Source organism: Vibrio sp. R11-SG3-ISO3-SZ, from assembly GCF_059834345.1.
In genome coordinates this window covers 98963-117045 of sequence record NZ_JCBDGX010000089.1, presented here as the reverse complement: position 1 = coordinate 117045, position 18083 = coordinate 98963, and the positions used below count along the sequence as shown (strand labels likewise).

At 48.2% G+C, this 18083-nt stretch carries 19 protein-coding genes; 6 read left to right on the top strand and 13 right to left on the bottom strand.

The window, feature by feature from the left end; all coding sequences use genetic code 11:
* On the bottom strand, positions 1 to 823 hold an 823-nt coding region (locus AC6R1O_RS11695), incomplete at its 3' end, for an FGGY family carbohydrate kinase (RefSeq protein ID WP_500657081.1).
* A gap of 259 nt (positions 824 to 1082) precedes the next feature.
* Positions 1083 to 1706 carry an OmpA family protein gene (locus tag AC6R1O_RS11690; RefSeq protein ID WP_500631338.1) on the bottom strand — a complete coding sequence of 208 codons (624 nt, stop codon included), beginning with the start codon at positions 1704 to 1706 and terminating at the stop codon, positions 1083 to 1085.
* Between the two features lie 274 nt (positions 1707 to 1980).
* Here AC6R1O_RS11690 and AC6R1O_RS11685 point away from each other — a divergent pair, with 274 nt between their 5' ends.
* Together AC6R1O_RS11685 and bamJ are read left to right on the top strand one after the other, a co-directional pair.
* A complete protein-coding gene (locus AC6R1O_RS11685; protein WP_500628310.1) occupies positions 1981 to 2601 on the top strand; it encodes a thiol:disulfide interchange protein DsbA/DsbL in 621 nt (206 codons plus the stop codon).
* 18 nt (positions 2602 to 2619) lie between these two features.
* Positions 2620 to 3093: a BamJ family beta-barrel-assembly machinery protein gene (bamJ, locus tag AC6R1O_RS11680; protein ID WP_500631339.1), complete on the top strand. Its 474-nt coding sequence runs from the start codon at positions 2620 to 2622 to the stop codon at positions 3091 to 3093.
* 85 nt (positions 3094 to 3178) lie between these two features.
* Here the strand turns inward: bamJ and AC6R1O_RS11675 are convergent, their stop codons facing one another.
* From AC6R1O_RS11675 to nrdD, 4 genes are all read right to left on the bottom strand, one after another.
* Positions 3179 to 3859 (bottom strand): putative ATP-dependent zinc protease, encoded by a 681-nt coding sequence (locus AC6R1O_RS11675; RefSeq protein WP_334551810.1) that lies wholly within the window; start codon positions 3857 to 3859, stop codon positions 3179 to 3181.
* A 73-nt stretch (positions 3860 to 3932) separates the two neighbouring features.
* Positions 3933 to 5114 (bottom strand): amino acid aminotransferase, encoded by a 1182-nt coding sequence (locus AC6R1O_RS11670; RefSeq protein ID WP_500637644.1) that lies wholly within the window; start codon positions 5112 to 5114, stop codon positions 3933 to 3935.
* Between the two features lie 150 nt (positions 5115 to 5264).
* On the bottom strand, positions 5265 to 5735 hold the full coding sequence (nrdG, locus tag AC6R1O_RS11665; RefSeq protein WP_500631342.1) for an anaerobic ribonucleoside-triphosphate reductase-activating protein: 471 nt from the start codon (positions 5733 to 5735) through the stop codon (positions 5265 to 5267).
* 101 nt (positions 5736 to 5836) lie between these two features.
* A complete protein-coding gene (gene nrdD, locus AC6R1O_RS11660; RefSeq protein ID WP_500631343.1) occupies positions 5837 to 7957 on the bottom strand; it encodes an anaerobic ribonucleoside-triphosphate reductase in 2121 nt (706 codons plus the stop codon).
* 297 nt (positions 7958 to 8254) lie between these two features.
* Between nrdD and AC6R1O_RS11655 the strand changes: the two genes are divergently transcribed.
* Positions 8255 to 9157 (top strand): endonuclease/exonuclease/phosphatase family protein, encoded by a 903-nt coding sequence (locus tag AC6R1O_RS11655; protein ID WP_500631344.1) that lies wholly within the window; start codon positions 8255 to 8257, stop codon positions 9155 to 9157.
* 31 nt (positions 9158 to 9188) lie between these two features.
* Here AC6R1O_RS11655 and AC6R1O_RS11650 read toward each other — a convergent pair whose 3' ends face one another.
* The 5 genes from AC6R1O_RS11650 to AC6R1O_RS11630 are packed head-to-tail and all read right to left on the bottom strand — an operon-like array spanning position 9189 to position 14705.
* Positions 9189 to 12344, bottom strand: coding sequence for an efflux RND transporter permease subunit (locus AC6R1O_RS11650; protein WP_500637645.1), 3156 nt, complete (start codon positions 12342 to 12344; stop codon positions 9189 to 9191).
* Positions 12345 to 12362: 18 nt separating this feature from the next.
* Positions 12363 to 13409 carry an efflux RND transporter periplasmic adaptor subunit gene (locus AC6R1O_RS11645; RefSeq protein WP_500657080.1) on the bottom strand — a complete coding sequence of 349 codons (1047 nt, stop codon included), beginning with the start codon at positions 13407 to 13409 and terminating at the stop codon, positions 12363 to 12365.
* Positions 13410 to 13453: 44 nt separating this feature from the next.
* Positions 13454 to 13912, bottom strand: coding sequence for a DUF6691 family protein (locus AC6R1O_RS11640; RefSeq protein ID WP_487902882.1), 459 nt, complete (start codon positions 13910 to 13912; stop codon positions 13454 to 13456).
* A gap of 15 nt (positions 13913 to 13927) precedes the next feature.
* Entirely contained in the window at positions 13928 to 14347 is a 420-nt protein-coding gene (locus tag AC6R1O_RS11635) for a YeeE/YedE family protein (protein WP_500631955.1), read from the bottom strand.
* A 46-nt stretch (positions 14348 to 14393) separates the two neighbouring features.
* Entirely contained in the window at positions 14394 to 14705 is a 312-nt protein-coding gene (locus AC6R1O_RS11630; RefSeq protein ID WP_500631956.1) for a metalloregulator ArsR/SmtB family transcription factor, read from the bottom strand.
* A 184-nt stretch (positions 14706 to 14889) separates the two neighbouring features.
* Between AC6R1O_RS11630 and AC6R1O_RS11625 the strand changes: the two genes are divergently transcribed.
* The 3 genes from AC6R1O_RS11625 to AC6R1O_RS11615 all read left to right on the top strand — a co-directional run bounded on the left by AC6R1O_RS11625 (position 14890) and on the right by AC6R1O_RS11615 (position 16987).
* Entirely contained in the window at positions 14890 to 15075 is a 186-nt protein-coding gene (locus AC6R1O_RS11625) for a YgaP family membrane protein (protein ID WP_334551801.1), read from the top strand.
* Positions 15076 to 15087: 12 nt separating this feature from the next.
* Positions 15088 to 15216 (top strand): hypothetical protein, encoded by a 129-nt coding sequence (locus tag AC6R1O_RS11620; RefSeq protein ID WP_500637729.1) that lies wholly within the window; start codon positions 15088 to 15090, stop codon positions 15214 to 15216.
* 67 nt (positions 15217 to 15283) lie between these two features.
* The gene (locus AC6R1O_RS11615; RefSeq protein WP_500637647.1) at positions 15284 to 16987 is read left to right on the top strand and encodes an FAD-dependent oxidoreductase; all 1704 of its coding nucleotides are present in this window, start codon (positions 15284 to 15286) and stop codon (positions 16985 to 16987) included.
* 54 nt (positions 16988 to 17041) lie between these two features.
* Here AC6R1O_RS11615 and AC6R1O_RS11610 read toward each other — a convergent pair whose 3' ends face one another.
* Positions 17042 to 17362: a thioredoxin family protein gene (locus tag AC6R1O_RS11610; RefSeq protein ID WP_500657079.1), complete on the bottom strand. Its 321-nt coding sequence runs from the start codon at positions 17360 to 17362 to the stop codon at positions 17042 to 17044.
* A 156-nt stretch (positions 17363 to 17518) separates the two neighbouring features.
* Entirely contained in the window at positions 17519 to 17902 is a 384-nt protein-coding gene (locus AC6R1O_RS11605; RefSeq protein ID WP_500637649.1) for a hypothetical protein, read from the bottom strand.
* Between the last annotated feature and the right edge of the window lie 181 nt (positions 17903 to 18083).

Below are 18083 nucleotides of genomic sequence, written 5' to 3'. Positions count from 1 at the left end.
TCATCAACAAGAAGCAGCCCGTGCCGTAAGTATTTTTCGCTTGGCCCGCACTCACACACATCTGGCCAAACAACGCAGCTTGCTGGTCGCCTGCGATCCCAGCAATCGGAATTCGCGTACCGCCTTTGCCGCCGATGTTCGTTTGACCAAACAACGCTGACGAATTTTTCACTTCCGGCATCATGGAACGCGGGATGTCCAATTCGTCGAGCATGCGCTGATCCCACTCTAGGGTGTTGATGTTAAACAACAAGGTACGTGAGGCGTTGGTATAGTCGGTTGCATGCACTCGACCCTGTGTCATTTTCCACACGAGCCAGGTATCCACCGTACCAAACAGCAGTTTTCCCTGTTGCGCCAGTTGACGTGCGCCTTCGACGTTGTCGAGAATCCATTTCACCTTAGTGCCCGAGAAGTAAGGGTCAAGCAAAAGCCCTGTGGTATCACGAATGTAATCCGACAATCCACGCTCTTGTAACTGCTCACAAATCTTCGCGGTGCGACGACACTGCCAAACAATCGCGTTATAAATCGGTTTCCCCGTCTCTTTGTTCCAGACAATAGTGGTTTCACGCTGGTTAGTGATACCGATCGCCGCCACCTGGTCGCTGCGAATACCGCTTTGGGTCAGCGCTTCAATCAATGTTGAGCTTTGCGTGGCATAGATCTCCATCGGGTCGTGCTCTACCCAGCCGCCATGCGGGTAAATCTGAGTGAATTCACGTTGGGAGACACTGACAATATTGGCATCGTGGTCGAGTACCACCGTTCTTGAGCTCGTCGTGCCTTGATCGAGAGCGACGATGTACTTTTGCTCCGTCATAGTAGGGTCCTTTACTTTCTTTTTGTCTTATGAGGTCATTGTGCACAAAGCAAGAACACAGAAAAGCATCGACCGCCACAAATGAGCGTTCGAACACAAAATGTTAGAAAGTTATCGCCAGATTGTTGCTGAAATCGCGGAGAGCAAGCCACAATTGCAACTCAGAGGCCTAAGAAGAACTTTCGAACGAACAAAAAGCCTGACAAACGTCAGGCTCATGGTTGGTCAGTGTGAGATAACGTATGGTGGCTATCACCCGCTAGTTATTCGAAACGATAAAGAGGACTTCCACGCGTCGATTGCAGGCTTTGCCAGACGGGGTGTTATTACTACAGGCTGGCACATGTTCTCCATAGCCGCGCGTGAAAATAGAGTTCATGGATACGTTGTTGCGCGCCAGTTGCGCTTTTACGGCTTGTGCTCGCTTGACAGAGAGTTGATCATTGAAAGAGGCATTGCCTGTACTATCGGCGTGCCCGTCAATCACGATGTCGATGTCGGGCTGTTTCGATAAGTAACGCCCCACCATATCGACCCAATATAAAGAATCCGGTGATAAGTTCGATGAGCCAGTGCGGAACTTGATCGTATCTTTAAGTTTGACCATCACATGATTCCCCGGAAGAATTTCGTAATCGACACCATTGCTGACTAAAAAGCTCTGTAAGTCCCCATAGCTTTGAGTGCGCTGTTGCCCCATCGGGCCTTGTACACCAGCGTTTGATGATAACATCGGCGGATTACCCCAATCTGGATAACGCAATTCAGAGTCGCTTTGCGGAGCGGTATCCAACATATCTCCGCCTAGTCGAGCAAACTCCTTGGGAATAGAGGCACTGCATCCAGACAGGAGTAACAGTAGAGGCAAAATGTATTTTGTCATGGTCGTCATCACTCGTTACTTCTCAACACTCTCTTTATATCGACCATTTTGCACGAACTTTAGCGCTTCTCTCGTGACCAAACGCATATTTCTTACCACCCTACAGACTTTAAGGGTGGTCGCGACTCCACCTACTTAGCTTGTGAATCAAGGCTTATCGATAGTAGAATCGAAACTCATTCCACGCTCAGCGCGAATTCAACGATAAACCAATGAGTTAAATCGAGTTGGTGTCACGTTGAACGATAAGCCTGCGCATACAGAGATAGTCATAATGAACAAACTCCTTACTCTGACACTCGTCATACTGACATTTGGCTTAGCCGGATGCAGTGAGTCAACCGAACCCACCGAAGGCAAACACTACGAACCACTCCCCGTTAACCTCTCCACCTTCCGAGTGGAGCCCGTTATTGAAGTGTTCTCTCTACATTGTAGTCACTGTCGTAAAATGGAAGAGGCGCTACCTGAACTTGAACAATTGGTCGGCCAGTCGTTTGGCAAGGTGCACGTCACGTTCAATGAAAGCGCACAAGTGGGTGCGATGATTTACTACTCCGCGCAAATGCAACTTGGTCATACACCGGATCACGCAATGATGACGGAACTGTTTGCCGCTGCGCAAATGGGGGATGGCGCATCGTTAGATGACAAGAAACAAGCGATTGATGCGGCGTTTGAAACTCGCAACTTAACCAGCCCTTACAATCTCGATAATGATCAGCAAAGTCAGCTGTTTAAAAAGATCGAACGCGCGCATGAGATGACCACTCAAGGGCAGATCAATGCGGTGCCAATGTTCATCGTCAAAGGCAAGTATCGCATCCTTACCTCTGCCCACAGCGATATTGCCGACATTGCCAATACGATCCAATTCTTACTTGCTCAACCTTAACTCTGTCAGGACGTTACTATGTCTAAAATTATCATTCCTATCGTTATCGTGGTTCTCGCGGTGTTTTTTGTCTATCGTACTTGGACGAATAGCAAAGCGGCCGAAGCTAATCTTGCTGCTGGCGAGGCATTTTTGGCTGAGAATGGCCAAAAAGAAGGCGTTATCACCACCGACAGTGGTCTTCAATACCAAGTACTCACCAAAGGTGACGGGACGGTATTCCCTACCGTGGCAAGCACAGTAAAAGTGCACTACCACGGTAGTTTGATTGACGGCACGGTCTTCGACAGCTCTGTCGACCGTGGAGAGCCTATCAGCTTTAAACTTGGTCAAGTGATCAAAGGGTGGCAAGAAGGACTGACTTACATGAACGTCGGTGACAAAGTAAGACTGTTTATTCCAAGCGCATTGGCGTACGGAAAAAGCGGCACTGGCCCTATCCCACCCGCAGCGACACTCATTTTTGACGTTGAATTGCTGGCCATTGACTAAGGCAAGGTCATCTAACCGAGTCTCTTGTGATAATCCATAAAAAAAGCCGCTAAGCGGCTTTTTTTCAGCTGACAAACATAGCGTTTTACTTGTGTTTGTCTTGAATAAACGTACGGCTGACATCGACAACGGCAATGTCTTTAAAGAAGCTACGACCAAGAAGTATTGGGTAGGTCAAGTGCGTTCTGTCGGCTAATGTGAACTCTGTTTTTTCCTTCACATCACCGATTTGAATCCAGCCCTCAACCACTGCGCGCTTTTCAGACTCTTCAGAAGTTGATTGGCGAATTTTCACCCAGCGCTGAACAGGCAAAGCAATTTCTCTGCTTTTTACACCCTCGTGTTCAATTTTGAACTTGACCCAATCCTTTCCGTCACGCTCAAACGGCAACACCTCTACCGCACTGATTGATGACGTTGTCGCCCCAGTATCGATACGCGCTTTAAAGCTCGCTTCTAGTCCGGGCACATACACCCACTCTTGTTCACCAAGCATCAACTTACCATCCGCCGTTTTCTTCGGCGATTCTGTCGGCTTAGGTGCCACTGGTTTTTCCGGTTTAGGCTCAGGTTTGACCTCAGGCTCTTGTGGTGCAGTCGGCTCTGGCTCCGAGGTGTCTGGTGACGTCACCTCTGGCGTTGTCACTTCCGGCTCCTGCGTTTGTGGCGTTTGCTCAGGCTCAACCACTGATTCACCCGTCGTTGAACACGCCACCAATCCACCACTCAATAGTAACGGCAGGACGATTTTCCATGTTTTATTCATTGGACCACCTAATCTTGTCAACATGGCCGCTCATCTTGAGCGGCACTCGCGAGTTTTCAATACGCAGATGTCTTTACGCGACACGAACGATAGCGTTGGCAACGTATGGGATGTCTTTTTCCGTCAAACCGGCAATGTTAATTCGACCATCGCCTACGCCATAAATGCCATATTCTTCACGAAGTTGCGTCATTTGCTCTTGGCTAAAGCCTAGCACAGTGAACATGCCTTTGTGGCTCTGAATAAAGTCGAATTGTGATGTTCCGTGGCTATTTTTCAGTTCATCACACAATGCTTTGCGTAGGCTAACCAAACGTTGTTGCATCTGTGACAGCTCTTGTTTCCAGACTTGGGTCAGCGCGTCACTGCCCAAAATGGTTTTCACTAGCGCCGCGCCATGATCAGGCGGCATGGTGTAAGTGGAACGCGCGAGGGTCATCAACTTGCCTTTGGCGTTGTCCGCTTCCTGCTTAGTGTTTGCAACCACAATCGCCGCTCCCGTGCGCTCACGGTATAGGCCAAAGTTTTTCGAGCATGACGTGGTGATCAACATCTCTTCCACGTTGTCTGCCATGTAGCGAAGACCTTTCGCGTCTTCCTCTAACCCATCGCCAAAACCTTGATAAGCGATATCGACAAACGGGGTAAAACCATTTTTCTGCGACAGCTGGGTGATGGCCTGCCATGCGTCAAAATCGATGTCAGCACCCGTTGGGTTATGGCAACAGCCGTGCAATAACACGACGTCATCTTTTCCAGCGGTGCGCAGATCCGCCATCATCGCATCAACGTCGACTTGCTTAGTGTCACGGCTAAAATAGCGGTAGTGACGTACTTTCAGCCCCGCCGCTTCCATCACAGGTTTGTGGTTCACATAACTTGGATTAGAAATCCATATTGTTGTATTTGGCTGCGCCACCTTCATCAAGTCACCCAGCATACGCAGAGCACCGCTAGCACCTGGGGTTTGAATAGCAGACACGCGATCCATTGCCGATGTGCCCGTCAACAGCAGATCAATCATCGACTGGTTAAACTGCTCACAGCCCGCAAGGCCAACGTAAGATTTGGTGGTTTGCGTCGCGACGACAATATCTTGGGCTTGTTTAATGGCTTGCATTACAGGGGTTTCACCTGCGCTGTTTTTATAAACGCCAATGCCAAGGTCTACTTTTTCATCACGAGGATCGTTGCGGTACGCAACAGAGAGAGAAAGAATCGGATCCAGCATAGGTGCTGGTAATTGAGAAAACATGAAAGTCACAACCCTTTGAAATTCAAGATGGCTGACAACTTATCATTTAATCCTACTTTCTAGAAACTATTTTGTGAGCGATAGTTCAATTTCATCGATTGCTTTTGTAAATTTTCACATACAGTTAACAATGAGCCCTACCCCAAGGTATTACTGCAATTTGAACGTGTGGATGATTTGATTCGCGCTACCCCGCCATTCAAGATTAAGATCGCGCTGCTCTTGAATGTATTTGCCATCGATTAAGGTATCAATGTACTGCGTCACTTCACGCTGCGCATCATCAAGCTCTGCTAGGGAATACCCCGTCCAGACCCAGATGTCTTTTCCCGGGCACTCGGCGCGTACGCGTTTGACCAACTTAAGGATTTGCGGCACGTTAGCAGGGTGGAGCGGATCCCCACCGGACAGCGATAACCCTCGGCGCTTGATACGTGGATCGTTAAGATCAGCGATGATTCTATCTTCCGCTTCTTGAGTGAACAACACTCCTGAGTCCAAACGCTGAGTAGACTGATTGTAGCAGCCTCGACACTGATGCACGCAACCTGAGACAAACAAGGTGCATCGCGTGCCAGGGCCATTGACCACATCGACGGGGTAATATTGGTGATAATTCATCGCTCTTTCCAAAACAAAAGCCGCTAACTAAACACGAAACAAAACAGAGGACAAAAGAAGCCAGTCAAACTGGCTTCTTATCAGCTTGTCTAGGTGGCCACTTACAGATGCTTAACGCGTCGTTTTACTTCTTCTTGCTTGCCGAAGTTGAAAGGTCTGGCGTCTGGGCTACCAAGATAACCACACACGCGGCGCGTCACTGATACTTTGGTCGAGTCGTGGTTGCCACAGCTTGGGCAGGTAAAGCCTTTGCTGGTACAGTCGAACTCCCCGTTGTAGCCACACTCATAACACTCGTCAATCGGCGTGTTGGTGCCGTAGTAAGGCACGCGGCTGTAGCTGTAATCCCAGACGTTTTCGAGCGCTTCGACGTTGCGCTGCATATTCGGGAACTCACCGTAGCAGATGAATCCACCGCTTGAGATCTCAGGGTATGGCATTTCAAAATCAATTTTATCGTACGGGTTAACCTTTTTCTCCACATCAAGGTGGAAGCTGTTGGTGTAGTAGCCTTTGTCCGTCACCCCTTCAATCACACCGTACTCTTTGGTATCGATTCGGCAGAAACGGCTGCACAAGTTTTCACTTGGTGTGCCGTATAAGCTGTAACCGTAGCCAGACTCTTGTGTCCACTGATTCACTGCTTGTTTAAGATGCTTAATGATGTTAAGCGCTTTTTCACGCAGTTCACTGTTATCGTACACATGGGTTTGATGGCCAAAGAGCGCATTCACTGTCTCGTGGATACCAATGTAACCAAGTGAAATCGAGGCACGACCGTTTTTGAAGATGTTCGCAATTGGCTCATCGGCACCTAGTCGGATGCCACATGCCCCTTCCATATAGAGGATAGGTGCGACGCGCGCTTTGACATTCTCTAAACGTGAGATGCGTGTTTCCAACGCACGGCGTGCCAGTTTCAGCTTGGCATCCAGCAGTTGGTAGAATTTGCTCTCATCGCCGCCCGCTTGAATAGCGATGCGTGGCAAGTTGAGGCTCACAACCCCCAAGTTATTGCGCCCTTCATGAATCAGCTCGCCATTTTCTTCATAGGTGCCCAAGAAGCTACGGCAACCCATCGGCGTTTTAAATGACCCAGTCACTTCGACGACTTTTTCGTAATTCAAGATGTCGGGATACATACGCTTCGATGCACATTCCAACGCCAATTGCTTGATGTCGTAGTTCGGATCGCCCGCTTTGTGGTTTAAGCCATCTTTAATACCAAATACCAATTTTGGGAACACTGCTGTTTTGCGGTTTTTACCCAATCCGGCAATACGATTTTTCAAGATGGATTGTTGGATAAGGCGTGAGCCCCAACTGGTGCCTAAACCAAAACCAAAGGTGACAAACGGTGTTTGCCCATTGGCGGTGTGCAGGGTGTTCACTTCATATTCCAACGATTGGAAAGCGTCATAACACTCTTTTTCAGTGCGCGCACGCGCAAACGCCTCAGGATCATGAATATCCCACTCTTTGGCGATCTCTAGGTGCTTGTCATAACTCGTCATCACGTACGGTTCGAGCACCTCATCAATACGGTTGATGGTGGTGCCGCCGTAGATATGGCTAGCAACCTGCGCGATGATTTGCGCCGTAACTGCGGTCGCCGTCGAGATCGATTTCGGTGTATCAATCTCTGCGTTACCCATTTTAAAACCGTGGGTCAGCATGCCTTGCAGGTCAATTAGCATGCAGTTGAACATTGGGAAGAACGGCGCGTAATCTAAATCGTGGTAGTGAATGTCGCCCGATTCATGAGCTTGAACAACATCACGGGGTAAAATGTGGGTTTTCGCGTAGTGCTTCGCAACAATGCCTGCCAAAAGATCGCGCTGAGTTGGGATCACCTTGCCATCTTTGTTGGCGTTTTCGTTGATGAGATCAACATTGCTCTCTTCAATCAGACCTTCAATTTCACGCGTCAGTGCACTTTGTTTTTCACGCGCGATGTCACGGTCATGGCGGTACTCAATGTAAGCACGCGCGAGTGACTTATACGGCCCCTGCATCAACTCGTTTTCAACTAGGGTTTGGATTTCATGGATGTGGACTTCATCGTGATCGCATAATTGCAGCTCGATCGCTAACGCGACATTGAGTGCGTAGATGGCAATTTCTTTATCAACGGTATCGGCGGCGGCTTCCACTGCGGCTTGTATACGATCTCGGCTAAATGGCGCTCTTGAGCCATCCCGTTTGATTACGATTGGTTTCACCTTTTCTCCTTACCCAGCATACTCACAGAGTTATCCACAAACACACTATATAGGGTTAATTTCTATTCGATCAATACTATATATTGTGGCGTATTTAACGAGATAGGCACCATGAAAGTATTGATTTTGATCAATAAAAAACGCCCCTAGCGTAAGATCAAAGCGTTCTAGTGGCACCGATCAAAATTAGGAAGGAAACGATGAAAACATTCAGATTTGAGATAAATTCGCTTGCAATTTTCAGAGCACTTATAGGATAAAGGATGAGTCAAATTCATGGATAGGGTGACGCTAACAATGCGCGATTGGACCGCCTCTTTTCTCTCACTCAGAGCTTACGTGCTACTTGTCGCCTTGGTTGGTTCCATCGGCTCAAGTCATGCTCTGACGTTAGCCAGTTGGAATATTGAGTGGCTTAGCTCTGACCCTAGCGATCGCTTTGAAGCGTCACTGCGTTCTGCGCAAGATTTCGACGCTTTAGGTCGTTATTTTGCCCAAATCGATCCCGACGTGCTCGCCTTTCAAGAGGTCAATGATGAACAAGCGCTGCGCAGCGTTGTGGGTTCGGGCTATCAAATCTGGTTGTCGGATCGCTCGTTAGAGCGCCATCAAGACGCCCAGTTTGGTGCGATTAACCAATATACAGGGTTTGCGGTGAGAGCGGGTATAGAGGTCGTTCAACGTGACGACATCATACTGGTGGACCAAGCTCGCAGCCGACTGCGCTTTGCCGCTTATCTGGTGCTTAACCCGCAAGGCCATCAACCCCTGCACCTTCTTTCGGTGCATTTAAAAGCCGGTTGCAGCGGCGCGTATCGTGATAATCGAGATTGTCGCCTTCTTTACACTCAAGGTGAGAGCTTAAACGCGTGGATCAGTGAACGTGAAGCAAACCAAGAGGCTTACCTCATCATGGGCGACTTTAACCATAATCTAGCGTTTAAAGGCGACTGGCTTTGGCGCACCTTGACAGAGGGCACCAAAGCGCAATTGGCGAGCGATCGTACCGCAGCGCAATGCGTCGTGCGCTCTAACAAACAAGCGAATAAAACCCATAAGTTTCGCAGCCTAATTGACCATGTCATCGCCAGCCCATCGCTTACTCTGGCCATGCCTTATCAAGTCACCTATAAAACGAGTGACCTCTTCCAATATCGTCTTAGCGATCATTGTCCGATGGTCACTCGCATTATCGACTAATTTTGGTTATCCCCTTGGCTTTAAATAGTCGTTAGCGAGCAAAGCGATGTTTCATCGCAACGTAGTACAGCACGGGGATCACCAACAACGTTAAGATGGTAGAAACGAAGATCCCGAAAATCAAACTAATGGCGAGACCATTAAAAATCGGGTCATCGAGAATGAACACCGCGCCAATCATCGCAGCCAGTGCGGTTAACATGATGGGTTTAGCGCGAACCGCCGCCGATTGAATCACCGCTTCTGCAAACTCAACGCCCTCTTCGACCTGTTGATTAATAAAGTCCACCAAGAGTATCGAATTACGTACGATGATGCCTGCTAGCGCAATCATGCCAATCATAGAGGTCGCGGTAAATTGCGCGCCGAGCAATGCATGACCTGGCATCACACCGATGATGGTCAGTGGAATCGGCGCCATAATGATCAGCGGTACCAAATAGGATTTAAACTGCGCCACTACCAATAAGTAGATCAGAATCATACCAACACCATAAGCAATGCCCATATCGCGGAAGGTTTCGTAGGTAATGGTCCACTCGCCATCCCAACGCACTGACACGCCATTAAGTCCATCAGGTTGCGCGACGTAGTATTGCTCTAGGGTCATCGCCTCATCCAACTTACCGACTAAGTCGAACATGCCGTACAGCGGGCTATCCAACTCGCCAGCCATATCGGCGACCACCATCACCATAGGCACCATGTTTTTTCGTACTATATAGGCTTCCATTGGCAACACGTTGACGCTCACGAGATCCGAGAGCGGAAACGCTTGACCATTTTGGCTGCCGACCTTCATGTTCAGCACTTGCTCTAAGCGCACTTTAGCCTCTTCACTGGCTTGAATCATAATGGGCACTGGGTATTTACTGTGCTCGCTGTGCAGATAAGTCACAGGCTTGCCACCCACCGCCGTTGCCAGCGCATCGACTATCGACGCATACGGCACTTGATAATGCGCGGCCTTACTTCGATCAATCGCCACCTGCCATTTTTGGTGATGTTCGGGCAGATACATGTCAACATCAACGATGTCCTCTGTCTCACGGAAAATTGCTCGTATCTGCTGTGCGGCTTGATGACGAATGGCATCGGTTGGCGCGTAGACTTCTGCCAATATCGGTGACCAAACCGGTGGCCCCGGCGGCACTTCAACCACTTTAACTTTGCCCCCAAAGCGCGATGCAATCTCATTGAGCACTGGGCGCACCTCACCAGCAATGGTGTGGCTATCTCGGTCACGATCTTTCCTATCCACCAAATTCACTTGAATATCGCCTTGATTCGGTTGATTGCGCATAAAGTAGTGACGAACCAAGCCATTAAAGTTGATAGGCGCCGCCGTACCCGCATAGATTTGATAGCCAGTGACTTCAGGCACCTCCTCGAGCGCTTGTCCAAGTTCAAACAGTACGCGCTGCGTCCGCTCTAGCGGCTCACCCTCTGGCATATCCAGCACTACTTGAAACTCGGATTTGTTGTCAAAAGGCAGCATCTTCAACACCACCGATTGCACCACTGGCAGCAGTACCGAACCAGCAATCAGCGCCAATATCGCCAACAATAACAACCAACGATTGCGACGCTGTGCTCTGGCGGTGACAAAAGGGGCCATAATGCGATGAAACAGTGATGAGCTCGCACCGGTAGCGTCTTCGTGATGGGCGTGTTTGAGTAGATGATGCGCTAGCCAAGGTGAGAGCACAAAGGCGACCGCCAGTGAAATCAACATCCCCATAGACGCATTGATTGGAATTGGGCTCATGTATGGCCCCATCAATCCGCTCACAAACGCCATCGGCAGCAATGCCGCGATCACGGTTAAGGTTGCTAAGATGGTCGGTCCACCGACTTCATCGACGGCGACGGGGATCAATTCATCAAGTGATTTTTTGCCCATCGACATATGGCGGTGAATGTTTTCCACCACCACAATCGCGTCATCGACCAAAATACCGATTGAGAATATCAGGGCGAACAGTGACACGCGATTGAGGGTAAATCCCCAAGCCCAAGACGCAAACAACGTGATCATCAAGGTCACCACAATGGCGATTCCGACGACGATAGCTTCACGCCAACCCATGGTCAGCAAGACCAGAATCACCACCGCCGCCGTGGCGAACGCCAGTTTGCCAATCAACGTATTGCTTTTGTCCGCCGCGGTTTTACCGTAGTCACGTGTTATTTCAACCTTAATGCCTTCGGGAATCAGTTGATTCTTAAGTGCGTCTAAACGCGCTTCAACGGCTTTCGCGACGTTGACTGCATTCTCACCGCTTTTTTTTGCCACCGCGAGCGTGACTGCGGGATGCAAGCCCTCTTTTGAGCTCGTCCACACCTGCTGCGTCGGCGTGTTAGTGCCTAAGCTAACCGTAGCAATATCTTCTAAATAGACGGGGGTTTGGTTATACAACCCGACCACTAGCTGTTTCACCTCTTCAACGCGTGAAAGAAATTGGCCGACTTGAACTGGAAACTGTTGATTTTCATGGGTCAAGCTCAGCATGGGTGAGCTTTGATTCGCGGCGGGCAAATGCTGATTGAGCTGATCCAAGGTGATATTAAAACTGTTCATCTTTACAGGATCTAAACGCACGTCAACAATGGTCTCGTGACTGCCGACTGTATAGATGTCTCGTGTCCCTTCAATGCGTTTAAGCTCAGTTTCTAATCCGTGTGCTACCTGAGTTAACTGCTGCTGATCGAGCTTCGCCGATGGGCTGGATAAGGTGATACTGACGATCGGCACATCCTCAATCCCTTTGGGTTTAATGACGGGCTCACCGACACCCACGCCCTGCGGCATCCAGTCTTTATTGGAATAGAGTTTATTATAAATGCGCACGACAGCGTCGTTACGGCTAACGCCAACATCAAAGATCGCGACGATCATCGCGCCATCGGGCTGCGAGAAGGAGTAGATTTTATCAATACCCTGAATTTCAGAAATGATCTGTTCTGCGGGTGTGGTGACTAGGCTCTCCACTTCTGCGGGCGTTGCGCCGGGGAAGGGAATATACACATCCGCGAAGGTGACATCGATTTGCGGCTCTTCTTCTTTGGGAGTGATGATAACCGCAAACAGGCCCATCAATAAGCCCACCAACGCCAACAATGGCGTCATGGCTGAGTTTTGAAATGCTGCGGCAATACGGCCTGAGATCCCTAGCTTATGTTCCATGCGACTTTCCCCCTGCCCTTATTGCTGCTGGCTTAATGTGGGCAGGGTCGCGTAGATCGCGTCTCCCTCTTCCAACCCAGACAGCACCTCAACGTACTCGCCCACTTGTTGACCTAAACGCACTGGGTTAAGCACCGGTCCGTTTTTACTTTGACGGTAAACCGCACTTAACTCGCCTCGGCGTACTACCGCCTCATTGGGAATCATTTGTATGACGCGTTCACCGAAGCGAAACTCAGTTTTCACCCACATTCCCGGCACCAAGGCGCTCGCATTAGCAGGCAAATCTTTGCTGTCGGGTAAATCCAAACGAATTTTGAAGGTGTGAGACGTGGTGTCGGCATAGCTGAACAAGTTATAGGAGGTGGGCGCGACGCGCTCGCCATTGGGTGCCATCACATCAAATTGAGAGACATCCTTAACAAGTGGTTGATAGAGCTGAGGAATTTGCGTTTCAACGCGCAGGCGATCTAAAGAGAAGCCACTAAGTAGTGGCGACCCTGGCGCAGCGGTTTCACCCAGTTCGACATGACGCGCTGTGACCACGCCGTCATAAGGCGCTTGAATACTGGTGTAGCCAAGGGACTCTTTTGCCTGAGCGACACTTGCTTGCGCCGCTTTCACTGACGCTGCAGTGCTGCGCGCACGCGCTTCTGCGCTGTCCATTTGATCTTGAGAAATCGCCCCTTTCGGGAAGAGTTGACGATACCGGGCAACCTGAGCTTGCGCCTCACGATTAAGCGCAATCGCACTAGCCAGTTGTGCATTGGCGGCATCGAGCGAGGCCGATTGTTGCACCGCGCTGATTTCAAGCAACACTTGCCCTTGTTTAACGACATCATTGACATCAACGTGCAGGCTCACAACTCGCCCAGACGTCTGAGCGGCGACGGTTCCTTGATTGACGGGTTGAATCACGCCATCTAAATGGACACTCTGCGCCATCGGAGCGCGTGTGACCGTGTACAAGGTGTCATTCTGGTTAGCCATGCTCACATAAGAAAAGCCCATCAGGCTCACGGCCAGTGTAGACGTGACTACAGAGAGTTGAAATGTCCTTTTCATGATCGCCGCTCCTTTTTTTGAGGGGTTATGTATCAGTGTAAAACTTAAGCCAGTTGAGACTGTGACTTGCGGCTGTTTTTAAAACAAATCATTAGGTTAGTGGCCCCTAGACCAACCATCATGCTGGCAAAAAAGATCCACACGCCCACGTTACCTAAACCAAGACTGGCCATTGCAGGTCCTGGGCAAACGCCGGCTAGCCCCCAACCCACGCCAAACAGCGCAGCGCCGCTTAACAATCGACCATCAATCTGCTTACTTTTTGCTAGGCAAAAGGTCTGTGCTGCGAGCGGCTTTTTCTTGGGTTTAATCAACAAAAAATAGCTCGGCATAAACACCAACAAGGCGCCGCCCATCACAAACATCAAACTTGGATCCCACTGACCCGCGATGTCCAAAAAGCCCAGAACTTTGTTTGGGTCTGCCATACCCGACACCACCATGCCCATGCCAAATAACACGCCTGCCAACAGTGACGTTAGACGAAAAACAACTTTATTCATGAGAAGATCCTAGGGTTATACAAGGTGGAATCGAACAAATACCGTCAGCGCTGCCACGCCCATAAAGACGCCAGTCGCGACCATTGAACGCTTAGACAAACGGCCAAGGCCACAAATACCGTGCCCACTGGTGCAACCGTTGCCAAGGCGTGTACCCACTCCAACAAGCAAACCGGCGAGCGCCAATCCTGTCGCACTGGTTGAATAGACCGTCACCACATCGTCAACAAACAGCAAGGCTGCAAGAATACCGCCCGAGACCATGCCCACCGCGAAAAGCAATCGCCAAGAAAAATCGTTCGATTTCGGCGTAAGTAGCCCCGTCATGATGCCGCTAATGCCCGCGATTTTTCCGTTAATCAGCAACAAAATCGTGGCTGAAACCCCAAGTAACATGCCTCCTGCTAACGATTCCCAAGGAACTGTGAACGCCATATTTACCTCTAAATGTTGTATATATTAATGTTGGGTTTACCCTGTGTTATCGAGCGCAAAAAATCGTCTCTAAACTCTGAATAAGTTGAATCACTCGCGCATCTGCCAAGGAGTAGAACACCTGTTGGGACTCTTTACGCGCCTGTATTAACCCGTGCTTACGCAGCACAGTAAGATGTTGAGAGAAGGCGGATTGACTCAGTGCCGACCCTTCTTGCAACGCCCCAACGCCGACTTCGCCTTGCGTCAATTGACATAAGACCATCAAACGCTCTGGGTGAGCCATGACCTTGAGTAGCTCAGAAGCCTCAACCGCATTTTGTTGCATTTGGCTTAGATTCAATGTTTGTTCACTCATGACACACCTATTATTTTGCAATGGAATGCTCTCTAACGAATGGCTTGATAATAAACTCTAACCTAATTTAGTCAATACTAATTTAGTATTTTTGCAATTAGGCAAATAAACATTAGACTTTTCTAATTTAGAGTTCTATAGTACGAGGGTTTCATCACGAAAATGATTCGAAGGGAGAACGATCATGACGTTAGAAAATGCTATTCGTGTACTGGCAGGCAGTATGGTTCTGCTCTCGGTGGTCCTGACCTTCACCGTCAGCAGCCACTTTGTTTGGCTAACCGTGTTTGTTGGCGTTAACTTGATTCAAAGCGCGTTTACAGGTTTGTGCCCTGCCGCTTTCTTTTTGAAAAAACTTGGTTTTCACTAATCGGAGTCACCCATGACTAAAATTGTTATCGTAGGCGGTGTTGCAGGTGGTGCATCTGCGGCTGCTCGTGCTCGTCGCCTTAGCGAGGATGCTCAAATCATCATGTTGGAACGTGGTGAGTTTGTTTCGTTAGAAAAGTAAACAATAAACCACTCTTTTTGGGGAGTGTCTATTGCTTACCTTTTTATAGGATTTGGAGTAACCAAGAATGACAAAAATAGTAATCGTTGGTGGTGTTGCTGGCGGTGCATCAGCTGCGGCACGTGCTCGTCGCTTAAGCGAAGATGCTGAAATCATTATGTTTGAACGAGGCGAGTTCGTATCGTTTGCGAATTGTGGATTACCATATCATATAGGCGGAGATATCACGGAAAGGGCTAACCTTCTTCTTCAAACTCCTCAAAGTTTCCTTGCACGGTTTAATGTTAATGTAAGAACCATGAGTGAAGTGGTTAGCATCGACAAAGAAAAAAAGTTTGTTACTATCAAAAATGTACTAGACGGTTCTGAGTACACTGAAAGCTATGACTTTCTACTGCTCAGCCCAGGTGCAGGCCCAATTGTTCCACCTATCCCAGGAATTGATAATCCCCTAACCCATTCTCTGCGGAATATCCCAGATATGGATAAAATTATTAACACAATAAAGATGAACCGTCCTGAACATGCGACAGTTGTAGGTGGTGGTTTTATCGGATTAGAAATGATGGAAGCATTCCATCAGCTAGGTATTAAGACGACATTAGTTGAGCTTGCTGATCAAGTAATGACACCAGTCGATCGTGAAATGGCTGGCTTTGCTCATGCTGAGATCAAAGCTCATGATGTCGACCTTCGCTTAGGCGTTGCTCTAGAAGCTGTAGAGTATGTACAAGAGCCTCATGTCCCTAACTTAGAAAGTGGTGAAACTGATGAGCATGCTCATATTCAGGGGCACCTCAATCTAACTTTAAGCAACGGAGACATGATCAAGACAGAAGTACTTGTGATGGCTATCGGTGTACGTCCTGAAATCAAACTAGCCCAGGATGCTGGTTTGAGAATTGGTGAATTAGGCGGCATCTGGACAACGCCTAGCATGCAAACAAGCGATCCTTCCATTTATGCGGTAGGTGATGCGATAGAAGAAGCTGACTTCGTTACTGGCAACCCTACCCTTGTTCCCCTTGCTGGCCCAGCTAACCGTCAGGGACGCATGGCGGCAGATAACATGCTTGGTCGCAATGAAACTTATCAGGGAACTCAAGGTACTGCTATTTGTAAGATTTTCGATCTAGCGATTGCTTCTACTGGTAAAAATGAAAAAACACTGAAACACGAAGGTATTCCATATAAGAAGGTTTATGTTCACACTGCAAGCCATGCAAGCTACTACCCTGGCGCAGAAATTGTTTCATTTAAGATGCTTTACTGCCCAGATACTTTAAAAATACTCGGTGCTCAAGCTGCGGGTAAAGATGGTGTTGATAAGCGTATTGATATCATGGCGGTGGCACAACGTGCTTGCATGACTATCGATCAACTTCAACATCTTGAACTGACTTATGCTCCACCGTTTGGTAGTGCGAAAGACGTAATTAACCAAGCTGCATTTGTAGCCAACAATATTGAGAAAGGTGATATTAAGGCTATTCAGTTTGAAGAGCTTGAAACACTGACTGAAGATCAAATCGTTCTTGATGTGCGCACACCAGCAGAGATTGAAAACTTCGGTACATTACGCGGCTCAATAAATATTCCTGTGGACGAACTTCGTAACCGTATGAACGAGCTTCCAAAGGATAAAGAAATCGTTGTTCTTTGCGCTGTTGGGTTACGTGGTAACGTCGCTTGTCGCCAACTAACAAATAATGGTTACAACGCTCGCAATGTAGTTGGTGGCTATAGAACTTACATGTTCTCAAAGGCTTAAGTTGTGCTAATTCTTAGGGGAGCCTATCGGCTTCCCTAATTATTTCTAGCTACTCTATACTAAAGTCCATCTGTTAGTTAGATCTTTAATAGTCTGCCGCCCATACATTATTTCTGTCACTTGGCCCTCTTTGAAAACAACATACGCAGGAATACTTCTTAGTCCTAATCGTTCAGATATGGATTTCGAAGCCTCAACATCAGATTTCAGAACAACCGCCTTACCCTTCAGCTCAAAGGCCGCATTGATCAGAGTACCTTCCATTACCCGACAAACAGAGCACCAATCCTCTGAGATTGCTAACAATACATCGTCATGCTTTTTAACAAGCTCTTTTAAATGGTTCTCAGTTTCAATTCGAATGACGTCACTCATGAAATCTAGATTCATTTTTTGTCCTGTTAACCTTCATTGAAATAATTTGGTCTAAGCTTACGTCAGCATTATCCAATACTCGTTACCACGTAACGTAAGCAAGTTCATGTCGAAATATTCCGAGCCTGGCTCGGGATCGACTCTAATGCATTGTTTTTATAAAAAATCACCTGCAAAATCTATTGCCGCAATGTCAGAATCATTTAGCCGCAGTTGATCTACCAACTCATACACCAATGCCTTTGTTTCCTCTTTAGGCTCCCTGTTGTTCTTACATTTAATTTGGTTAACTTCCAACCGTAATTTGCCTTCTGATTTCACTTTCAAATCGACAGTTACTCTTTCGGGTACTTCCATTTTGAACGCAAGGTAGGTTCCAGCAGCAAACATCGAATGAAAACTGACGATACATTGTTGCTGTTCCACCGACTCCTGAAGTAGCTCATCATAGTTGTATATTTGTACAAGCCTATCATCGCCACCTTCAAAAATAACAGGAAAAGGAATATCCGCATCATCAGGCCTAGTAGTACGGCTCAAAATGCGCTGTTCAGTTCATCGGCCATGTAATGCCACCAAATCATCATATTAGCTCAATTCCCGAATAATGGCTTCAGGGTTGCCAATTCCCTTACACCACACCAACCTAATAGAATCCTTAACATAACCGATTTGATTTCAAATCTTTCGCCCTTCGTCTTCAACAAGCCCCCTACCCAGA